Here is an 18903-nt window from a genome sequence, read left to right as displayed (position 1 = left end):
TAACCATGGCCTTCAGATGACACCCAGCATTTCCTTGTTTGCAGACGTACAGAACATTTATTACACCTGCCGGCAGGAATTCGGGCGTCACTTTAATTACCGGGCCTTGTGGGATGAGCTGACCAAGGAACGTGAACTACATACCGCCGTCGCGTATGCGATTGATCGTGGCGATGCCGGGCAGATGAACTTCCAGCGCATCCTGAAAGACATGGGCTTTCATGTCAGATTGAAGCCTTATATTCAACGACGCGACGGCTCAGCCAAAGGCGACTGGGACGTCGGCATCACCATCGACCTGGTGGATGCCGCTCCGTCATCGGATATCATCGTGCTGTTATCTGGTGACGGAGATTTTGATCTGGCGCTGGAACGTGCCCGAAGAGACGGTGCGCAATGCTGGGTTGTCGGAGTGGAGGCTCTGACGGCAAAGTCTCTGATCGACGCCGCAGACCGGTTTATCCCCATTACAGAGGCGCACCTGTTACCTTCAAGGTAATGAGTAAAACCGGGTTTAACTCTCAGCCAGAACGACCACTCTCAGTGGGGCCGGGTAGCCTTCCGCAGTTTTATTACGATCTTCCGGATCAAGAAAATCAGGCAGCGAATTAAAGCGCATCCAGTCAGTGCTACGTTGCTCTTCCAGAGACGTCTGATTCAAATCAACCACTCTGGGGTTCTTTAAGCCCGCGCGACGACACCATAAAAGCAGTGTTTCCACTGAAGGCAAAAACCAGACATTACGCATCATGGCATACCGATCTTCGGGCATCAGAACTTCACCCAGCTCACCATCTATCACCAGAGTTTCGAGTACCAGTTGGCCACCCGGGCGCAATGTATCCCGTAATTCCTGCAAGTGATCAATCGGGGATTTCCGGTGATACAGCACCCCCATAGAGAAGGTGGTATCAAAGGCGCGTAAACGCGGTGGAACGTCTTCCATGCGCAACGGCAGAAGATCGATGTTTAACGCCCCATGGGTACGTTCTGCGTAGCGTTTGTACGCCTGAAACTGCATTAAAAACAGGCGTGATGGATCAATACCAACCACCCGCGCGGCACCGCCACCCAGCATGCGCCACATGTGGTAGCCAGAACCACAACCGACATCGAGAATATTGCGCCCTTTTAAAGGTGCAAGGTGCGGAGCAACACGATCCCATTTCCAGTCAGAACGCCACTCCGTATCAACATAGGTATCGAAAAATCGGAACGGGCCTTTGCGCCACGGCATCAGGCCGCGCAACCCCTGCTCCACAGCATCGCGCTGTGCATCATCAAGCTGTGTTTTGGTCAACGCAAGATCATAGGATGTGAGGTCACACGCGTCTGGTGTAATCGCTGGGAGGCTATCAAGCGCCTCCAGCCATCTTGCCTGGTCGCCGTGTTCTTTATCATGAAGAAACGTCTGTAACTGTTCCCGCAGAATATTGCCCCATGGGCTGAATTTCCCTTCGCAGAGAAACGCGTGAACATCATCAAACCATGGCAGCAAAGAGTTGTTGGGAGCAGTCATTTTTTATCAATTTATTTAGCTATTTATTTAACAGCAAGGTAAGAAACAAAATTAAAACACTGATACCAGCGGATCACCTGAGAGAAACCAGCTGCTTTAAGACGGTCACGGTGCACGTCTTCAGTTTCAGGAATCAGTACGTTTTCGATAGCACTGCGCTTCTGTGCTATCTCAAGATCCGAATAGCCGTTAGCACGCTTAAAGTCATGGTGCAGAGTATCCTGAATGCTCTGCTCACTGTCTGAAAATGCTATTTTTTCAGAAAGAATAAGTGCGCCACCGTCACAGGTAGCCTCTGCAATACGCGAGAGAAGACTCAGACGCTTCTCAGGTTCTATAAATTGAAGAACAAAATTGAGTGCAGTGACGGAAGCATTTTCTATCGGATAATCACAAATATCGGCGCAGACCAGATCAACCTCTGGACCATCATCGTCCAGAGCGAGGTAGTGCCCAGCGCGTTCCAGCATAGACTGTGAGTTATCAATACCGATGATTCTGCAATCACCGTTCTTAAGTGCATGGCGCATGGCCAGAGTCACCGCACCGAGAGAACAGCCCAGGTCATATAAGTTCGTCCCCGGCTGTGCATAGCGCGCTGCAATAATGCCCGACATCGCTACGGTCTCAGCGTATCCGGGCACCGAGCGTTTGATCATATCCGGGAACACGCGGGCGACAGCGCTGTTAAACTCAAAGTCGGCTACCGCTTCATGCGGCCGGGTATAAATATCGTCTCTTTCGCTCATGAGTCTGACGTCTCCTTCTCTGAAGGTGCCGAAGTCAGGGAGAAGTTCTCCTCTCCAGAACCAGAACCAGAACCAGAACCAGACTGACGACCTGACTCTTTAAACTCTGATTTAGTCGACTCTAAAGCCTGAGCCTCATGCAACTCATGTTCAGCATTTGCTTCTTCTACCAGTGATTTTGCCATTTCCTTCTTAGCCCGGACGCCCAGCTTACGGAACTGGTCCGCCTGATTAATCAGGTTTCCGCGTCCGCCTTTGAGTGCTTTCCAGGTGTCGTCGTAGGTGCTCTGAACCGTGTTGATCTGACGTCCCATGGTTTCCATCCGCTCAGCAACAATCACCAGCTTGTCATAAATCTTACCGGCCTGGTCGGCGAGTTTTTCGGTGCTTTTGTTACGTCGCTCAATGGCCCAGATACTGGCTACTGTACGCAAAGTTGCCAGCAAAGTCGTTGGTGTCACCACAACAATCCGACGCTCAAACGCTTCGTTAAACAGAGTGTCGTCCTGCTCGAACGCAGCCATAAACGCAGGCTCTACCGGCATAAAGAGAAACACAAAATCCGGTGAGTTCAGGCCTTCGAGCTGTTGATAGGCTTTGTCGCTCAGAGTACGAATATGCTGTCGGATGGCTTCAACATGTTGGCGCGCATACTGCGAACGCTCGGCGTCCGTTTCGGCATTGACCATATCGGTATAGGCATTCAGCGAGACTTTAGAATCGACAATAATGTGTTTGTCGTCCGGTAGATTAATAATGACATCCGGGCGATAGCGCTTACCCTGGTCGTCATTGAGTGACTGCTCACGAACAAACTCTTCGCCTTCACGTAATCCGGATTTTTCCAGAACCGTTTCCAGTACAAGCTCGCCCCAGTTACCCTGCTTTTTCTTTTCACCGCGCAAAGCGGTTGTCAGAGCGTGCGCCTCTGCACTCATCTGTTGATTCAATTTATGCAGCTCACCGATCTGGGCCTGCAAGGACGCACGGTCTTTGGCATCGGATACATACACGTCTTCTACTTTTTTCTTCAGTCCGTCGAGCTGTTCGCGGAAAGGATTCAACAAGGCATTAATGCCCTGCTGGCTCTGCTCACTGAACTGCTTGGTTTTCTGCTCAAAGATTTTTTGTGACAGGTTTTCAAACTCTTTAAGCAGCTGCTCACGTGACTCATTAATAACCGCAAGCTTTTCATCGGCGCTGCGCTGCTCCTGCTGTCGGGCCTCCTGTTCGGTCGCCAGCCGCGACTGAACATCACTTAGCTGAACTTGCAGCTGTGCCGATTTTGAATCCAGCTCTGCCAGTCGTTTCTCAAGTAGCTGTTCCTGACGCGATAGTGCAGACAGCTTTTCCTGCTCTCTGGCCAGCGCCAGCCCGGAATCACTGGCACGGGCTTCTGCTTCCTGACGCGCCGACCGTTCAGCATTGAGCTGATCAGCCAGCACGGACTTTTCTTCGCGCAGGCGCTCTGCGTCCGCCGTCAGTTGCTGAACCTGCAGCGCTGACGCTTCTTTGTCTGACGCTGCTTTACGCTCACGCAACAACCAGCCCAAAGCAAATGTAGCAGGAACAAAAGCCGCTATTAATGCAGCGAGTAACGGTGAATCTGAAAGAAATTGGAGAGATTCGGTCATGATTTACCTAAACAAGTAATTCGCTCAATGAGTCGACCACCAGATCCGGAGCGCTGTTACGGATATCGTCGCCATGATTGTACCCGTAGGTCACCGCGACCGTCGCAACGCCTGCCGCTTTCGCTGCGGCAATATCATGGCGGGAGTCACCAATCATGATGGTTTGAGAAGGCTTAATTCCCGTTTCTTTACAGGCATGCAGAACCGGAACAGGCGATGGTTTCTTTTCAGCGAGGTCATCGCCGCAAAGCAGAAAAGCAAAGTAAGTTTGCCAACCCAGAGAACGAATCAGGGGCTCAGTAAACAGACGCGGTTTATTCGTCACCAATACTTTTCTGGCTTCGATGGTCTGCAGAAACGTATCCACACCGGCAAACGCGCCGGTCGCGTGATGAAGACACGCCAGATACGCGTCATCGAAATGCTGCCGCGCCAACGACACCTCATCAGCATCAAGCGCTAATGCGGCGTCTTCGTTTCCTTCTGCGAGCGCACGGCGCACCAACATATCAGCACCGTTACCTACCCAATGCGCAACCTGTTGTGGGCCCGCTGCCTTACGACCCAGTGCCACCAGCATCTTGTCGGTTGCTGCTGCCAGATCAGGTACGCTGTCGATCAGCGTGCCATCCAGATCGAGCAGTACCAGCTGCGGCTGACCATCACCTGTCAGTGCGCAGACGTCTGCATTGAACATGGATCAGCTGCCCGCTTTGGCGATTTCCGCACGCATGTCGTCAATGACGGTTTTATAATCTCGTGCATTAAAGATCGCAGAACCCGCAACGAACATATCCGCCCCAGCAGCGTATATCTCACCAATATTGTCGACCTTCACACCACCGTCGATCTCGAGGCGGATGTCATAGCCTGACTCGTCAATCTTTTTACGTGCTTCGCGCAACTTGTCCAGCGTCGCTGGAATAAAAGACTGACCACCAAACCCTGGGTTAACTGACATCAGCAAGACAACATCGAGCTTGTCCATGACGTAGTCCATATAATGCAACGGCGTTGCCGGGTTAAATACCAGACCCGCTTTACAGCCGGCTGATTTAATCAGCTGCAGGCTGCGGTCAATATGATCAGAGGCTTCAGGGTGGAAGGTGATGTAGGTCGCTCCCGCTTCGGCGAAATCCGCGATCATGCGATCAACCGGGCTGACCATCAGGTGAACATCAATGGGCGCGGTCACGCCGTGATTTCGCAGAGCCTTACACACCATAGGGCCAATCGTAAGATTCGGCACGTAGTGGTTATCCATCACATCGAAATGAACGACATCGGCACCGGCTGCCAGTACGTTGTCGACTTCTTCGCCTAAGCGGGCAAAGTCGGCGGACAGGATAGACGGGGCAATCAGACATTCCTTCATGGGCTTGGATTCCGGGGGCAGTGAGTTTGGCGGTATTGTACGTGCTCTCCCTCTCCTATGCCATTTACCAGGCCATTTCCTGTGCCATTCTGCTCCCTGTGCCATTCTGTATTGGGGAACGGTTCTTGCTGCTGTTCACCTATGTCCCTGATTCGCGATATTTCTGACGCTATGAAACCAATGTTTGCTACATTTTTTGCCACCTGGTTTGCCCCCTTACTGCTCGTGATTGCCGTCTCGTTGCCGGCACTCAGTGAAGAAGACGAGAATGAAAGTACTCAGTCAGAGGAGACTGAAGAACAAGCAATGGAGGAGTCCGGGAGCCCCGCCCCCGTGGCACCTGTCCGGGCGCTCCCTTACCCCGATTCAGAGCGACATCAGAGCATCATAGAGCATCTGGCACTGTTTCAACGATCAGATGAAGTTGTGACCCTTGTCGCCGGCCCCGACTCTTTTCATGGACTATTCCTACGGGAACAAAGCGGTAGCCCCCAGGGCGGAGCGCTGATACTTCACGACATCGAACAACACGCTCACTGGCCTGAACTGGTAGCCCCCCTGCGGGAGACACTGACCGACTATGGCTGGACCACCCTAGCGATTGAGTTACCGAGCGCTCCGGTTGAACGGCTGCCTATGCGGAAATCCACAGAGCCCGAGGCTCCGCCCTCTGAAGAGGACAGCACTGAAGAAAACACAGAAGAAACTGCACAAGAACCCGATGCTGAGCCAGATCAGGAGCCGGCCGAAAGCCTTGCTACCCAAGACAATACGCCTGCCGCTGAAACCACCTCAGGGCTGACTGCTGAAGAGAAGCGCAAAGCCTACAGTGAGGGAATCAGCGAACGTATCCGCTCCGGCCTGGGTTATCTGGCCAGCCGCGGCCAGCTGAACAACGTCGTTATCGCTCATGGTGACAGTGCCGTGTGGGCTGCGAATACCGTACAGGCACGACAGCGGGAGACCGAAAACTCGAATGGCCTTGTATTAGTTCTCGTGGACCCGAGGGAACATCCATTAAGCCCACTTCGTCTGTCTCAGGTTCTGGAAACGCTGGAAGTCCCCGTGCTCGATATTATTACCGCAGAAGCGAGAACCTCTTCATGGCAGGACAAACAGCGAATGGGCGCTATGAAGCGTCGTCACCGCGACCAATATCAACAAATTCATCTCAGCAGTGCCTCTGCCGACAGCAATACCGTACTACGCAGGATAAGAGGCTGGCTGCGAACGAATGCTGCAGGCACAGAACTACCCTAATTCAGAATCTATTCTAAGCTTAGTGGGAATATCCACCTGATGGAGAGAGATTGTGGCCGCGCCAGTATTCATTATTGCAGCCAGCGTATCCGCCGAGTTACACCAGGCAATGATAGAAGCCAGAGGTCTGGCCCTGACAGCAAAGAATGCCAGGGCGCTCGCGGTTCGTGCCGGGAGTAAGACCGTTGGCTTCCGTGCGATCACGGATTTTATTGAAGAGCTCGCCAGTGCCATTATCTCGCAATCGAGGGTGATCAATCATCACGCTGAGAAACTATCGACTCAGGCTGTAACAGCTTGGCATTCGGATAACGCCATGGCGCATTTTCGCTGGGTTGAAGCCCAGAAGCCGGAGCACCTTGCTTCTATCCTCCCACATATTAACCACTGCGATAAGCAGCTCGACGCACTGAATCACGAACTCCAGATCGGTCTAAGAGACCTGATTGACCAGATCGATGAGAGTTACAAACACATTCGGACTGCAAACCTGATCGCAACTTCCAGCCATGTAGAGGCAGCTACCGCGGGCGACTTCCGTGAACAGCTTGAAGTAATTGCCGACAACATCCGCAAAACAGCGGACCGGATTGCAGCCCATCTTAATCGCGCTAACAGACTGCTCAGCCAGAACCACAGGGGAACGAAAATAGCATGCTAGCCACCGTTTTGTATGAAGATGGCGATCACCGCTGGATTATGTTCGCGCGTGACCCAGGTAAGCCAGATGGCATCATTGATACCAACCAATACCTGATTCAAAGCGGGAAGGAGGCCATTCTCCTTGATCCCGGTGGTATTGAGCTGTTCGCCCCTATGCTGTCCTCTGTGCTGAAGTACGTCCCGGCCGAGGGAATCACTAAATTGTTCGCCTCTCATCAGGACCCGGATATTATTTCGTCTCTCGGACTCTGGGATCAGGCGCTACCGAATGCGGAACTCTATTCTCCATGGTTATGGGAAAGTTTTATTCGCCACTTTGGTATGAACAACATCACGTATAAAGCGATTCCGGATGAAGGCATGACAATTACGCTCGGGCGTATTCAGCTGCAATTCATTCCCGCGCACTACCTGCATTCCTCAGGTAATTTTCATGTATGGGATGCTAAAGCCGGCATTCTGATGAGCGGTGACGTCGGTGCCGCCCTCGAAGAACCCGGAGCCCCGCTGTGGGTAGACAGCATGGAGCGGCACGGTCCGAAAATGAAAAAATTTCACCAGCGCTGGATGCCCTCCGATGCCGCTAAACACGACTGGATCCGTCGGGTAAGTGCACTCGATATTAAGATCATGGCGCCCCAGCATGGCCGCTTGTTCAAGCCACCACACGTTGCTGACTTCCTGCGCTGGTTCGAGCAACTGCCCGTCGGTGTCGCCATCAAAGGCTAATCCCTGATTAATAATACTCCCGGGAGCCTGACTCGCTCCCGTTACCTCTTCTGTTACTGCTCCCGTTAAACGAGTCGCCGTGATAGCATGCCTGCGAATTTTCTCTGGAACACCGCGCATGGATCTCCCTATATTTCAGATCGACGCTTTTACTCTGAAAAACTCAAGTGCCCTGAGTGGCAATCCGGCAGCTGTTGTTCCGCTTGATGACTGGCTGGACGATCGCCAGATGCAGGAAGTTGCTACCGAGAACAACCTCTCCGAAACGACATTCTTTGTTAAACAGGAAGACGGCACCTATCACTTACGCTGGTTCACGCCGACCAGCGAAGTCGATTTATGTGGGCACGCAACGCTGGCGACAGCCCATGTGATCCATCAGATTCTGGGGGATACACGAGAACAACTTCCCATGACCTGCCAGGCGGGTGATATATCGGTCACCGTGCTGAGTAAAAAGTCTCCTGTCCGCTATTGTCTTGAGTTTCCAGAGCGTGCGCCGGAGGCGGTCACGGGCAAACGATTACTGAACAAGGTCAGTAAAATACTCAACGCGGAAGTCATTGAGCTCCTGCAGTCCCGCGACCTCATCGCCGTTCTGAAGGATGAAAAAGCAGTGCAGGACTGCACACCCGACTTCGCTGCTCTCGCCGAGCTGGATTGCTTTGCTCTGGCCATCACCGCACCAGCCCAGCACGGTCGCATTGATTTCGTCAGCCGCTTCTTTGCACCGCGGCAGGGGATTAACGAAGATCCTGTAACCGGCTCTTCTTTTTGCTCGCTGGCCCCACTTTGGGCCGAAAAACTCGGAAAGAACCGCCTGCAGGCCCGACAGATATCTCAGCGAGGCGGCCAACTCAGCCTCGACCTGAAAGATAGCCGGGTCAGGATCACGGGAACCACCTATCACTACATGCAGGGCGTTATTCGCATACCCGACTGACAAGTCAGTGCACCAGCTCGTCAAAACCAGCTAAACTCTGAGCTATGGTTTCAAATACGATTCTACCTCCCGTCTTTGTTCCTCCCGTTCAGGATAATGAACGGGGGGAGACTTCTGCGCGCAGACAAAGCACGCAGACTATTGACGAGCGAGAAAATAGCAGAAAGGTAGAATATATCCCGGCAATACCGGATGAAGCCGATCTTGAGGCCATGGCAAACAGCCTTCAGCGTGAAAAACCAGCTGGACCAACCTCAGCCTATGGCGAGGTCGCGGCTATGTCAGTAGAAGACAATCGAGGCCGACTGCTCGACCTGTACATCTGATGCGGTACTACTGCGCTGACACAGGATCAATCCTGTAACTGCCCTGAGCAGAATCTCCCCAGCCCATGTCCGCATTAAGTGAATCTGCGATATGACGTACTGAAATATCCGTCATCAGTAGTCCTTCGTCCAGCATCGATGCTTCGATAAGCTTTTTGCGCAACCGGACCTCAAGAGTTCCACTTTCGTCAAAATGTCCCCGACTATGGATATGAGTCACCAGATTACCTGTCTTATCGAGCAAACGAGCCGATACGACAACCACCCCAGGCTCGAATACCTCAGCCATAATAGGGATCAACCACTCGTCCCCCTCGCTTGAGATATTACCGACGCCCTTGATCAGCACTTTGGGATTGAAGAGTTCAATGTCGACCGTGGACTCAATCGGTAAACGTTCTGGTGCCTTGAGAGTCAGAACGAGGGTCAACTGATCCGGCCAGCCTGCTTCAGGGGTAATCATTGCACTGCCAACGGTGCCGTTACCCGTGGTGATCCATTCAGGCGTTGCCTCAGCGATGTAATTTCCCTGACGGGTTGTCACTGCCAAAGACATGTGTGAGCCCCTTGGCGGCTCACCAGACTCAGGGGCGAACTGCATCCGTGCAGCGATCTGCTGATTCCGGCGGAACCTGTACTTGAGCACCTGCAAGGTCAGGCTGCCAGTCATTTCATCGGTACGAATCCGCTCTGTATACGTTACAGGTTTCAAGGCCCTGGACCAGATATCTCCACCAATATCCGTCAGGTCAGCCTCACCCGCTGCCGAGGGAGGCAATGCAGACAGGACACGAATAGACTGATGTTGATCTGAGGACAACAGCTCAGGTGAAAGGAACTGCATAGTGAGCGCAATCAGCGCCCCCGGTAGCAACAGGATGCCACCAAGTAACCAGGGTTTTGACGAGTTTTTCATGCCGGTACGAACCAGATTGTTATTGTTGTGCCTTCGAACAATCGAAGAGACATGATAGACAGCTATATAAGTGTAGTAGCACATCTGGCCTTAACGCAAAAATCACGAACGCAATTATAAAGCTTGTCGCACTGTGTTCGCATTCAGCATCGGATAAACCAGAACGCCACGCGTACACACTAACACCTTAACCGTGGCACGTCATGCCATTGCCAGGCGCATTCGAATAGCGTGGAATATTGGGTTGAGCAATGGAATTAAAACGAAGAAAAACAGGACACGATAATGACAATGAAAAAGTATGTGCCTGCAGCTCTGGCTGCATTAGTGGCACTGGGGGCTAACCCTGCACAGGCTGGGCAATACGTCGTAACCACCAGAGTCGCGCAAGACGATGCCGGGGAACGCTTTCAGAAGTGGTTCCCTGAGATGGCCGTTAAACGCCGCATGGCAGACCGTCGCCGCTGGGTAATTAATCTTCCTGACCACAACACCCGCCTGATCGAAGCGCTGCAGCGCTACAACCTGATTGAAGCCGTAGAGCCGGATATACAGGTTCAGGCCAACCTGGTACCGAACGACCCGTACCTCAGTCAGCAATGGGGACTATTCAGTGCTGCGGCAGGTATTAATGCCCAGGACGCCTGGGATATCACTCTGGGTGCCGGTGCAGTGATCGCGGTCGCAGACACAGGTTATGTCCCTCACCCCGATCTGAACGACAACCTTCTCCCCGGCTACGACATGATCAGTAGCTCAAGCAGCGCACGGGATGGCAATGGTCGTGATAGCAATGCGATTGACGAAGGAGACTACACCACTTTCTGGACCTGTGGTTATTCCAGCAACTCATCATGGCATGGATCTCATGTCGCCGGTATTGCCAACGCTTCTGCTGATGATGGTCTAGGAATCACTGGCGTAGCGCCTCAGGCTAAACATGTTCCGGTACGCGTTCTGGGCACCTGTGGCGGATCACTCTCTGATATCGCCGATGGTGTGCAGTGGGCGGCTGGCCTGCCTGTTGCTGGCTTGCCAACAAACAACAACCCGGCAGATGTTATCAATATGTCTCTAGGCGGTGCGGGCAGCTGCCCGGGCTTTATGCAGGATGCCATTAATGCAGCCACTGCGGCAGGAGCCGTGGTGGTCGTGGCAGCCGGTAATGAAAACACCGACGCGTCAGGTTCAGTTCCTGCGAACTGTAATAATGTTATCACCGTCGCCTCCGTTGGCGTCGACGGTAGCCGGGCGAGCTACTCTAACTATGGCAATGTTGTTGATATCGCAGCACCTGGTGGTGGCAACGGTGATGGCATCCTCAGTACTGTTGATAGTGGATCGCAGGGACGTGCAGGCGCGGCTTACGCAAAATATCAGGGCACATCAATGGCAGCGCCTCAGGTGGCGGGGGTTGTTGCCCTGCTTCGCTCAGCCAATCCATCCCTCACGCCTCAGGCCATTGAAGATGTTCTGAAGGATACGGCTCGTCCTTTCATTGGAAACTGTGATGGCTGCGGCACGGGTCTGGTAGATGCTTATGCGGCCTTACTGGCCGTGACCGATGGTGAACCTACCGATCCGACGGATCCGACCGACCCAACGGACCCGGTAGATCCAGACCCCATTATTGAAACAATCACCTATGGCGGTGCTACCAATGTCACGCTCAATGACGCAAGTCGTTACTGGTGGTTCTTCACCCGCGAAGGGGTTTCAAGGATCTCCCTGAATGTTGGCAATAGTGGTGAAAACGGGCAGGTAAACGTTGTAATCAATCACAGTAACCACAACGAGCTGAGTGTAACGCTGACAGCGCCGGATGGTACGCAAACAGCCATGAGCCGTACCTCGGTGGCTGGCACTGCCGGGCAGTATGCTACGACCACTAACGGTATCAGCGGCACTTATACTCTGACCGTCGTCGACCGCACTCCGGGTAACCGGGGCAGCCTGAATTACTTCGCTGCTTCTCAGGATGAAGTGCAGTAATCACATAATCTTCTCATAAAAAAAGCCGCTCGATTGAGCGGCTTTTTTCAGACGTTCAGCAGAACTTACTGCTCAACACCTTTCATGGTCAGCTTCACACGACCTTTCGGATCAACGTCCATGACGTGAACCTTAACGGTCTGGCCTTCGCTCAGGTAGTCAGAGACGTTCTCAACACGCTCTTCGCTGATCTGAGAGATGTGCAACAGGCCGTCTTTGCCTGGCAGTACGGTAATGAAGGCACCGAAATCAACGATCTTGCTGACTTTACCTTCGTAGGTAACGCCAACTTCGATATCCGCAGTGATGCCTTCAATCATGTTAACCGCTGCATCTGCGCTGGCTTTGTCAGTCGCGAAGATCTTGATCTCACCGTCGTCGTTGATATCAACAGAAGCACCAGTCTTCTCGGTGATGTCACGAATAGTCGCGCCACCCTTACCAATCACGTCGCGGATCTTGTCAGAGGCGATCTTCATAGTAGACATGGTCGGAGCGTTCTCAGACAGCTCTTTACGAGGCTCTGCGATCACTTTGTTCATGTCGTTCAGGATGCTCAGACGTGCAGCCTTGGCTTTTTCCAGAGCGATTTCCATGATCTGCTCAGTGATACCTTCGATCTTGATATCCATCTGCAGCGCAGTGATACCTTCGTCAGTACCAGCAACTTTGAAGTCCATGTCGCCGAGATGATCTTCGTCACCCAGAATGTCGGTCAGTACAGCGAACTGCTCGCCTTCTTTAACCAGACCCATAGCGATACCGGCAACAGGGGCTTTGATCGGCACACCTGCATCCATCAGCGCCAGAGATGCGCCACACACAGACGCCATAGAAGACGAACCGTTAGATTCAGTGATCTCAGATACAACACGGATGGTGTATGGGAATTCGTCCTGAGTCGGCATCATTGCCTGAACACCGCGGCGGGCCAGACGACCGTGACCAATCTCACGACGACCTGGAGAACCCATACGACCCGCTTCACCCACAGAGAATGGAGGGAAGTTATAGTGGAACAGGAACGGATCGGTTGTCAGACCGTGCAGGAAGTCGATCATCTGTGCGTCACGGGCAGAACCCAGTGTAGTCGCAACAATCGCCTGAGTTTCACCACGGGTGAAGATCGCAGAACCGTGAGTCGTTTTCAGAACGCCTGTTTCGATGGTCAGCGGACGTACGGTGTCGTTGTCACGACCGTCGATACGTGGCTGGCCTTCGATAACGCGGTTACGAACCACTTCGTACTTCAGTTCGCCAACCATCTCGGCGATCTCGTCAGCGGTGAAGCCTTCTTCGCCTTCAGCCGCTGCCAGTTTTTCAACGGCTGCCTTTTTAACTTCATCCAGCTTAGCGTAACGAGCCATCTTGTCAGAGATGGTGTAAGCCTCACCAATGCCAGCCGCAGCTTCTTCTTTAACAGCGTTGTACAGCGCTTCGTTACGGGCTTCCGCAGTCCAGTCCCAACGCTCAACACCCAGCTCAGCAGTCCACTCGCTGATCGCAGTGATCGCGCTCTGGAAAGATGAGTGTGCGAACAGTACCGCACCCAACATTTCGTCTTCGGTCAGCTCGTCAGCTTCTGATTCAACCATCAGAACGGCGTCTTTAGTACCCGCCACAACCATGTCCAGCAGAGACTCTTCGAGCTGCGCATCAGTTGGGTTCAGCATGTAACCGTCTTCGTCAGTGAAACCAACGCGGGCTGCACCGATAGGACCGTTGAAAGGTACACCAGACACGGCCAGCGCCGCAGATACAGCGATCATTGCACAGATATCCGGATCAACACCCTTTTCAGAGGCCATTACGGTTGGAATTACCTGAACTTCGTTCAGGAAGCCTTCCGGAAACAGAGGACGAATAGGACGGTCAATCAGACGAGAAGTCAGTGTTTCTTTCTCAGAAGGACGACCTTCACGCTTCAGGTAACCACCAGGGATACGGCCAGCGGCGTACATTTTTTCCTGGTAGTGAACAGACAGCGGGAAGAAATCCTGGCCCGGCTTAGTAGTTTTGGCGGCTACAACAGTCGCCAACACCTGAGTCTTGCCAATGGTGGCCAGCACAGCGCCGTCTGCCTGACGGGCGATACGACCAGTTTCGAGAGTGACGGTCTGGCCGCCGAATTCGAAGGTTTTTGTCTTAGCAACAGGGATATTGCTCATTCAGTCTTTCCTTAAATGTATACAGTAAATTCCCTACGTCACTGCCGGTGCTTCTAAGCATTGACCTTCGATCGATACAACCCGAAAGAAGATAAATGGTTAGAAGCACCACCGTGGATTACTTGATACACGGGGTTGGCACCACAGCTTGCGCAGGATGGTCTTAATTTACAGAGTCAGAGAAGCACAAAAAATAAGAGCCGCACTTGGCGACCCTTATCTTGCTGTCTTAGCGACGCAGACCCAGCTTCTTGATCAGCTCAAGGTAGCGGTTTGCATCTTTGCCTTTCAGGTAGTCCAGCAGCTTACGACGCTGGTTAACCATGCGAATCAGGCCGCGACGTGAATGGTGATCCTTCTTGTTCGATTTGAAGTGACCCTGCAGACCATTAATGTTGTAAGTCAGCAGTGCAACCTGAACTTCAGGAGAACCAGTGTCGCCTTCAGCGGTCTGGAATTCTTTTACGATTTCGGCTTTCTTTTCAGCAGACAGTGCCATGTTCTTTACTCCGTCTAATGTGCAAAAAATCACATCACCACCGTGCACATTTACAGTGGTATGCGGTGTCACTTATGTGACGGTTAAATCTTTTCAGGCCAGATCTGGCAGGCTCACCTGCATCAGTCTCTGTGACCGGATGGCGCCGTTCTCAACCCGGCCAATGCCAAGCAGAATACGAACCCCAGATTCAACGGCCCATAATTGTACAGAAGGGTTATCCGTTAAGCCAGTCTTAATCGCCTGTCCTTGCAGTAACCGTGCGGCTTCGGCGAGGGTTAGTGACACTTCCGGCCAGGTCTCTGGCAAGGCGGTTTCAGGAGGCATTAACAGTGCGTCCAGGGCACCTTTGTCTTCGCCACCCTGCTCAACGATCTGCTCCAGCTCTTCAAGCGTATGAGACATGGCTTCGTCGTATGGCCCGGAATGCGTGCGGTGAAGGTCCTGAACGAAGGCACCACAACCCAGAGCTTCGCCGATATCTTCCACTAAAGTGCGGATATAGGTGCCCTTGGAACAACGCACACTCAAGCTAAGTGAATCCGGAGTGTAGCTGCTGAGGGTCAATTCGTGGATACGGATAACGCGACGCTTCTTTTCAGCGACAGCGCGCATTTCTTCCTGCGACATCCCCTGACGTGCCAGCTCATAGAGCGGCTTACCATCCATCTTGAGCGCGGAAAACATCGGCGGCACCTGTTCGACGTCACCACGAAACCGGCTGAGCACAGTTTCGATTGTTTCAGTATTCAGCTCGGGGACCGGACGCTCCTGCAGAATCTCGCCTTCTTTATCCCCGGTACTGCGCACCTGCCCCAGCACTCCGCGAGTGTCGTAGCCTTTATCTGAATCGAGCAGTAACTGTGAGAACTTGGTGGCTTCACCTAAGCAGATGGGTAGGACACCGGTGGCCTCAGGGTCCAGCGCCCCCGTGTGCCCTGCTTTGTTGGCGTTATACAGGCGCTTTACGCGTTGCAGAACCTGATTGGAACTGAGCCCAAGCGGTTTATTCACCACCAGGATGCCGGAAATATCCCGGCCTTTCTTTCTACGCGCCATATCAGTCCTGACGGTCGTCCCCGTCATTCGCAGCATCGTCTGGATGACGCGCGTCATCTGCTGCACGTGCCTGTTTAATCAGGCCCGTCAGGTGGTGGCCGCGCTCAAGCGTTTCATCGTAGTGAAAACGCAGTTGGGGCGTCACCCGTGTAGTCAGGATTCTTGCCAGCTGTGAACGCAGATAGCCTGCGGCTTCGTTCAGAATCTTGCTGGTGTTGGCACGAATCTCGGCGTCGGTTTCGCCCTTTGCACCCATCACGGTGAAGTAGATGTCGGCATAACCGAGGTCTTTCGCGACCTTGACCGAATTCAGGGTCACCATACCCAGCTTCGGGTTTTTCATTTCAAACTGGATCATCTGCGCAACTTCGCGCTGGATCTGCTCCCCAAGGCGGGAAGTACGGCTGAAATCTTTAGGCATTTTTATCTCTCTGAGGCCAGCTTTCCGGCCTGGTAAATGCGGGTTCCGGGCATCGCCCAGAGACACCAAAGCCCGGCATGGCCGGGCTCTGGTCTATGGCTCACACACTCGTGATTACAGAGTACGTGCAACCTCTTTCACATCGAAGACTTCGATCTGATCGCCTGGGCGAACGTCCTGATAGTTCTTCACACCGATACCGCACTCTGTGCTCTGGCGAACTTCCTGAACGTCGTCTTTGAAGCGACGCAGGGATTCAAGTTCACCTTCATAGATCACCACGTTTTCACGCAGTACGCGGATCTTCTTGTTACGGTAAATCGTACCTTCGGTCACCATACAGCCAGCAATTTGACCAAACTTAGGCGACTTGAATACGTCACGTACTTCAGCAATACCGACGATCTCTTCACGCAGCTCAGGCGCCAGCAGACCAGCCATTGCCTGTTTCACGTCATCAATCAGATCGTAAATAACGCTGTAGTAGCGCATATCCACATCGTTGTTCTCGACAACTTTCTTCGCTGCGTTATCGGCACGGACGTTGAAGCCGAACAGTACCGCACCCGCCGCAACGGCCAGGGTGGCGTCAGTTTCGGTGATACCACCAACACCTGAGGCAACAACGTTTACTTTCACTTCGTCAGTTGCGAGTTTCTGCAGTGAAGACACGATAGCTTCGAGCGAACCACGTACATCAGTCTTAACAACCACGTTCAGAGCAGCGACTTCACCCTCTGCCATACCGGCAAACAGTGCATCCAGTTTCGCGGCCTGCTGACGCTGCTGAAGCTGTTCTTTCAGCTTGGTTTCACGGAACTCAGCAACTTCACGCGCTTTCTTCTCGTTCTCGACAACCATGAAGTTGTCACCAGCATCCGGGGTGCCATTCAAGCCGAGGATCTCTACTGGAATAGACGGACCTGCAGAGTCAGTCTGCTTACCGTTTTCATCCAGCAGCGCACGAGCGCGACCGTAACAGGTACCAGCCAGAACAACGTCGCCCTTCTTCAGAGTACCGTTCTGAACGAGCAGAGTTGCAACCGGACCACGACCTTTATCCAGACGTGACTCAACCACTACACCCTGACCCGGGCCATCGAAGTGCGCTTTCAGCTCAAGCAGTTCAGCTTGTAGAAGTACCGCTTCGAGGAGTGTCTCGATGCCCATACCCGTTTTTGCAGAGACAGGGATAAACGGCACGTCACCGCCCCAGTCTTCCGGAATAACATCGCGTGCTGACAGTTCGTTTTTAACACGATCCGGATCAACACCTTCTTTATCCATCTTGTTAACAGCAACAACCAGAGGTACACCCGCTGACTTAGCGTGCTGAACGGCTTCTTCGGTCTGCGGCATCACGCCATCATCGGCTGCAACCACCAGAATTACGACGTCTGTTGCCTGAGCACCACGGGCACGCATTGAGGTAAACGCTGCGTGTCCCGGTGTATCCAGGAAAGACACCATGCCGTGATCTGTTTCAACGTGGTATGCACCAATGTGCTGGGTAATACCGCCCGCTTCGCCTGACGCTACGCGTGAGCTACGGATGTAATCCAGCAGTGACGTTTTACCGTGGTCAACGTGACCCATCACGGTAACAACCGGTGCACGGGTCGTCTGGTCACCGTCATAGTTGACGGCTTCAGTGACATCCTGCTCAAGCTGGTTGTCTGCGATCAGCTTAGATACTTTATGACCCATTTCTTCGACGACCAGAGTCGCAGTGTCCTGATCCAGAGGCTGGTTAATGGTTGCCATAACACCCATTTTCATCAGCTCTTTGATCACTTCACCGGCTTTCACAGACATCTTGGATGCCAGGTCACCAACCGTAATGGTTTCAGGCAGCTCAACTTCACGGACCACTGGCGCAGTCGGTTTAGTAAACGCATGCTCGTTATTCGCATTACGATTACTGCTGCGACCTTTAGTCTTCAGCTTAGCTTTTGGTCGACGCTGATTACGCCCACCATTATTGTCTTCGTTATCGAAGCGGCTATCTTTGTCAGTACGCTTACGCTCTGGCGTTTTAGCCTTCTTACGATGATCGTCACGCTGCTGTGCTGCTTCTGCTGCTGCACGTTTCTGCGCGGCATCTTCTTCAGGCGTTGGAGCTGGTTTCGCTTCCGCCTTTTTCTTAGGCGCTTCTTTCGCTTCAACTTTAGGTGCAGGCTCACTTGCTGCTGGCGCAGATTCTGTTTTGCCTGCAGCCGCTTTCACTCGTTCAGCTTCTTCAGCTGCCGCTTTCTCAGCTTCAGCCTGGGCTTTCAGGGCCGCTTCTTTTTCAGCAGCGATACGCGCTTCTTCTTCCTGACGGGCTTTTTCAGCCGCGACATCAACTTCTTCGCGTTTCACATAAGTACGCTTTTTACGTACTTCGATATTGACCGCTTTCTTACCACCCTGACCTGTTTTTAAAGTCGTAGTGACTTTACGCTTCAGAGTGATTTTTTTTGGCTCAGCGTCAGCTTCGCCGTGACTTTTTTTCAGAAATGCGAGCAGACTTTGCTTCTGCTCGTCATTCACGGTGTCAGTCTCAGCGCTCTGAGGCAGGCCCGCTTCTTTCATTTGGGAGAGCAGGCGGTCTGTGCTCGTCCCTACCACGTCGGCTAGCTCTTTAACTGTTACATCTGCCATACGTTTC

Annotated in this window: 17 protein-coding genes; 6 read left to right on the top strand and 11 right to left on the bottom strand. The window is 52.8% G+C overall.

Annotated elements, in window-relative coordinates:
- Positions 1–16 precede the first annotated feature (16 nt).
- On the top strand, positions 17–499 hold the full coding sequence (locus AC5E51_RS00375; RefSeq protein WP_491777919.1) for a LabA-like NYN domain-containing protein: 483 nt from the start codon (positions 17–19) through the stop codon (positions 497–499).
- 15 nt (positions 500–514) lie between these two features.
- Here AC5E51_RS00375 and cmoB read toward each other — a convergent pair whose 3' ends face one another.
- The 5 genes from cmoB to rpe are packed head-to-tail and all read right to left on the bottom strand — an operon-like array spanning position 515 to position 5277.
- Positions 515–1519, bottom strand: coding sequence for a tRNA 5-methoxyuridine(34)/uridine 5-oxyacetic acid(34) synthase CmoB (gene cmoB, locus AC5E51_RS00370; RefSeq protein ID WP_491777918.1), 1005 nt, complete (start codon positions 1517–1519; stop codon positions 515–517).
- A gap of 23 nt (positions 1520–1542) precedes the next feature.
- Positions 1543–2268 (bottom strand): carboxy-S-adenosyl-L-methionine synthase CmoA, encoded by a 726-nt coding sequence (gene cmoA / locus AC5E51_RS00365; RefSeq protein ID WP_491777917.1) that lies wholly within the window; start codon positions 2266–2268, stop codon positions 1543–1545.
- Positions 2265–3902: a DNA recombination protein RmuC gene (locus AC5E51_RS00360; RefSeq protein ID WP_491777916.1), complete on the bottom strand. Its 1638-nt coding sequence runs from the start codon at positions 3900–3902 to the stop codon at positions 2265–2267. Before AC5E51_RS00360 ends, cmoA begins: the two co-directional genes overlap by 4 nt.
- A 7-nt stretch (positions 3903–3909) precedes the next feature.
- Complete coding sequence (locus AC5E51_RS00355; protein ID WP_297530370.1) at positions 3910–4599, bottom strand: phosphoglycolate phosphatase; 690 nt, start codon at positions 4597–4599, stop codon at positions 3910–3912.
- 3 nt (positions 4600–4602) lie between these two features.
- The gene (gene rpe / locus AC5E51_RS00350) at positions 4603–5277 is read right to left on the bottom strand and encodes a ribulose-phosphate 3-epimerase (protein WP_297530372.1); all 675 of its coding nucleotides are present in this window, start codon (positions 5275–5277) and stop codon (positions 4603–4605) included.
- 141 nt (positions 5278–5418) lie between these two features.
- Between rpe and AC5E51_RS00345 the strand changes: the two genes are divergently transcribed.
- The 4 genes from AC5E51_RS00345 to AC5E51_RS00330 all read left to right on the top strand — a co-directional run bounded on the left by AC5E51_RS00345 (position 5419) and on the right by AC5E51_RS00330 (position 8872).
- The gene (locus AC5E51_RS00345; RefSeq protein ID WP_297530374.1) at positions 5419–6537 is read left to right on the top strand and encodes a DUF3530 family protein; all 1119 of its coding nucleotides are present in this window, start codon (positions 5419–5421) and stop codon (positions 6535–6537) included.
- 52 nt (positions 6538–6589) lie between these two features.
- Positions 6590–7198, top strand: coding sequence for a hypothetical protein (locus AC5E51_RS00340; RefSeq protein ID WP_297530376.1), 609 nt, complete (start codon positions 6590–6592; stop codon positions 7196–7198).
- A complete protein-coding gene (locus AC5E51_RS00335; protein ID WP_297530378.1) occupies positions 7192–7929 on the top strand; it encodes an oxygen-binding di-iron domain-containing protein in 738 nt (245 codons plus the stop codon). Before AC5E51_RS00340 ends, AC5E51_RS00335 begins: the two co-directional genes overlap by 7 nt.
- Positions 7930–8047: 118 nt before the next feature.
- The gene (locus tag AC5E51_RS00330; RefSeq protein WP_491777915.1) at positions 8048–8872 is read left to right on the top strand and encodes a PhzF family phenazine biosynthesis protein; all 825 of its coding nucleotides are present in this window, start codon (positions 8048–8050) and stop codon (positions 8870–8872) included.
- A 333-nt stretch (positions 8873–9205) separates the two neighbouring features.
- On the opposite strand, the gene AC5E51_RS00325 is transcribed toward AC5E51_RS00330, so the two are convergent.
- The gene (locus AC5E51_RS00325) at positions 9206–10114 is read right to left on the bottom strand and encodes a hypothetical protein (protein ID WP_297530382.1); all 909 of its coding nucleotides are present in this window, start codon (positions 10112–10114) and stop codon (positions 9206–9208) included.
- Positions 10115–10399: 285 nt separating this feature from the next.
- Between AC5E51_RS00325 and AC5E51_RS00320 the strand changes: the two genes are divergently transcribed.
- Positions 10400–12106, top strand: coding sequence for a S8 family serine peptidase (locus tag AC5E51_RS00320; protein ID WP_297530384.1), 1707 nt, complete (start codon positions 10400–10402; stop codon positions 12104–12106).
- 65 nt (positions 12107–12171) lie between these two features.
- On the opposite strand, the gene pnp is transcribed toward AC5E51_RS00320, so the two are convergent.
- The 5 genes from pnp to infB all read right to left on the bottom strand — a co-directional run bounded on the left by pnp (position 12172) and on the right by infB (position 18896).
- Positions 12172–14274 carry a polyribonucleotide nucleotidyltransferase gene (gene pnp / locus AC5E51_RS00315; RefSeq protein WP_297530386.1) on the bottom strand — a complete coding sequence of 701 codons (2103 nt, stop codon included), beginning with the start codon at positions 14272–14274 and terminating at the stop codon, positions 12172–12174.
- Between the two features lie 229 nt (positions 14275–14503).
- Complete coding sequence (gene rpsO, locus AC5E51_RS00310; protein WP_076513482.1) at positions 14504–14773, bottom strand: 30S ribosomal protein S15; 270 nt, start codon at positions 14771–14773, stop codon at positions 14504–14506.
- Positions 14774–14866: 93 nt separating this feature from the next.
- Positions 14867–15832 carry a tRNA pseudouridine(55) synthase TruB gene (gene truB / locus AC5E51_RS00305; protein ID WP_301377099.1) on the bottom strand — a complete coding sequence of 322 codons (966 nt, stop codon included), beginning with the start codon at positions 15830–15832 and terminating at the stop codon, positions 14867–14869.
- Between the two features lies 1 nt (position 15833).
- Positions 15834–16253: a 30S ribosome-binding factor RbfA gene (gene rbfA / locus AC5E51_RS00300; RefSeq protein ID WP_068443181.1), complete on the bottom strand. Its 420-nt coding sequence runs from the start codon at positions 16251–16253 to the stop codon at positions 15834–15836.
- A gap of 114 nt (positions 16254–16367) precedes the next feature.
- Entirely contained in the window at positions 16368–18896 is a 2529-nt protein-coding gene (infB, locus tag AC5E51_RS00295; RefSeq protein ID WP_491777914.1) for a translation initiation factor IF-2, read from the bottom strand.
- Positions 18897–18903: the final 7 nt, after the last annotated feature.

The organism is Thalassolituus sp. (assembly GCF_984348125.1).
The sequence above is the reverse complement of the archived record's forward strand: the minus strand, read 5'-3'. Positions and strand labels throughout refer to the sequence as shown.

What these genes read in the sequence shown, in the direction of transcription:
- truB (WP_301377099.1), bottom strand. Translation starts at nt 15,832, where the DNA reads ATGGCGCGTAGAAAGAAAGGCCGGGATATTTCCGGCATCCTGGTGGTG.
- AC5E51_RS00320 (WP_297530384.1), top strand. Translation starts at nt 10,400, where the DNA reads ATGACAATGAAAAAGTATGTGCCTGCAGCTCTGGCTGCATTAGTGGCA.
- rbfA (WP_068443181.1), bottom strand. Translation starts at nt 16,253, where the DNA reads ATGCCTAAAGATTTCAGCCGTACTTCCCGCCTTGGGGAGCAGATCCAG.
- pnp (WP_297530386.1), bottom strand. Translation starts at nt 14,274, where the DNA reads ATGAGCAATATCCCTGTTGCTAAGACAAAAACCTTCGAATTCGGCGGC.
- infB (WP_491777914.1), bottom strand. Translation starts at nt 18,896, where the DNA reads ATGGCAGATGTAACAGTTAAAGAGCTAGCCGACGTGGTAGGGACGAGC.
- rpsO (WP_076513482.1), bottom strand. Translation starts at nt 14,773, where the DNA reads ATGGCACTGTCTGCTGAAAAGAAAGCCGAAATCGTAAAAGAATTCCAG.
- AC5E51_RS00360 (WP_491777916.1), bottom strand. Translation starts at nt 3,902, where the DNA reads ATGACCGAATCTCTCCAATTTCTTTCAGATTCACCGTTACTCGCTGCA.
- rpe (WP_297530372.1), bottom strand. Translation starts at nt 5,277, where the DNA reads ATGAAGGAATGTCTGATTGCCCCGTCTATCCTGTCCGCCGACTTTGCC.
- cmoA (WP_491777917.1), bottom strand. Translation starts at nt 2,268, where the DNA reads ATGAGCGAAAGAGACGATATTTATACCCGGCCGCATGAAGCGGTAGCC.
- AC5E51_RS00355 (WP_297530370.1), bottom strand. Translation starts at nt 4,599, where the DNA reads ATGTTCAATGCAGACGTCTGCGCACTGACAGGTGATGGTCAGCCGCAG.
- AC5E51_RS00330 (WP_491777915.1), top strand. Translation starts at nt 8,048, where the DNA reads ATGGATCTCCCTATATTTCAGATCGACGCTTTTACTCTGAAAAACTCA.
- AC5E51_RS00335 (WP_297530378.1), top strand. Translation starts at nt 7,192, where the DNA reads ATGCTAGCCACCGTTTTGTATGAAGATGGCGATCACCGCTGGATTATG.
- AC5E51_RS00375 (WP_491777919.1), top strand. Translation starts at nt 17, where the DNA reads ATGACACCCAGCATTTCCTTGTTTGCAGACGTACAGAACATTTATTAC.
- AC5E51_RS00325 (WP_297530382.1), bottom strand. Translation starts at nt 10,114, where the DNA reads ATGAAAAACTCGTCAAAACCCTGGTTACTTGGTGGCATCCTGTTGCTA.
- cmoB (WP_491777918.1), bottom strand. Translation starts at nt 1,519, where the DNA reads ATGACTGCTCCCAACAACTCTTTGCTGCCATGGTTTGATGATGTTCAC.
- AC5E51_RS00345 (WP_297530374.1), top strand. Translation starts at nt 5,419, where the DNA reads ATGTCCCTGATTCGCGATATTTCTGACGCTATGAAACCAATGTTTGCT.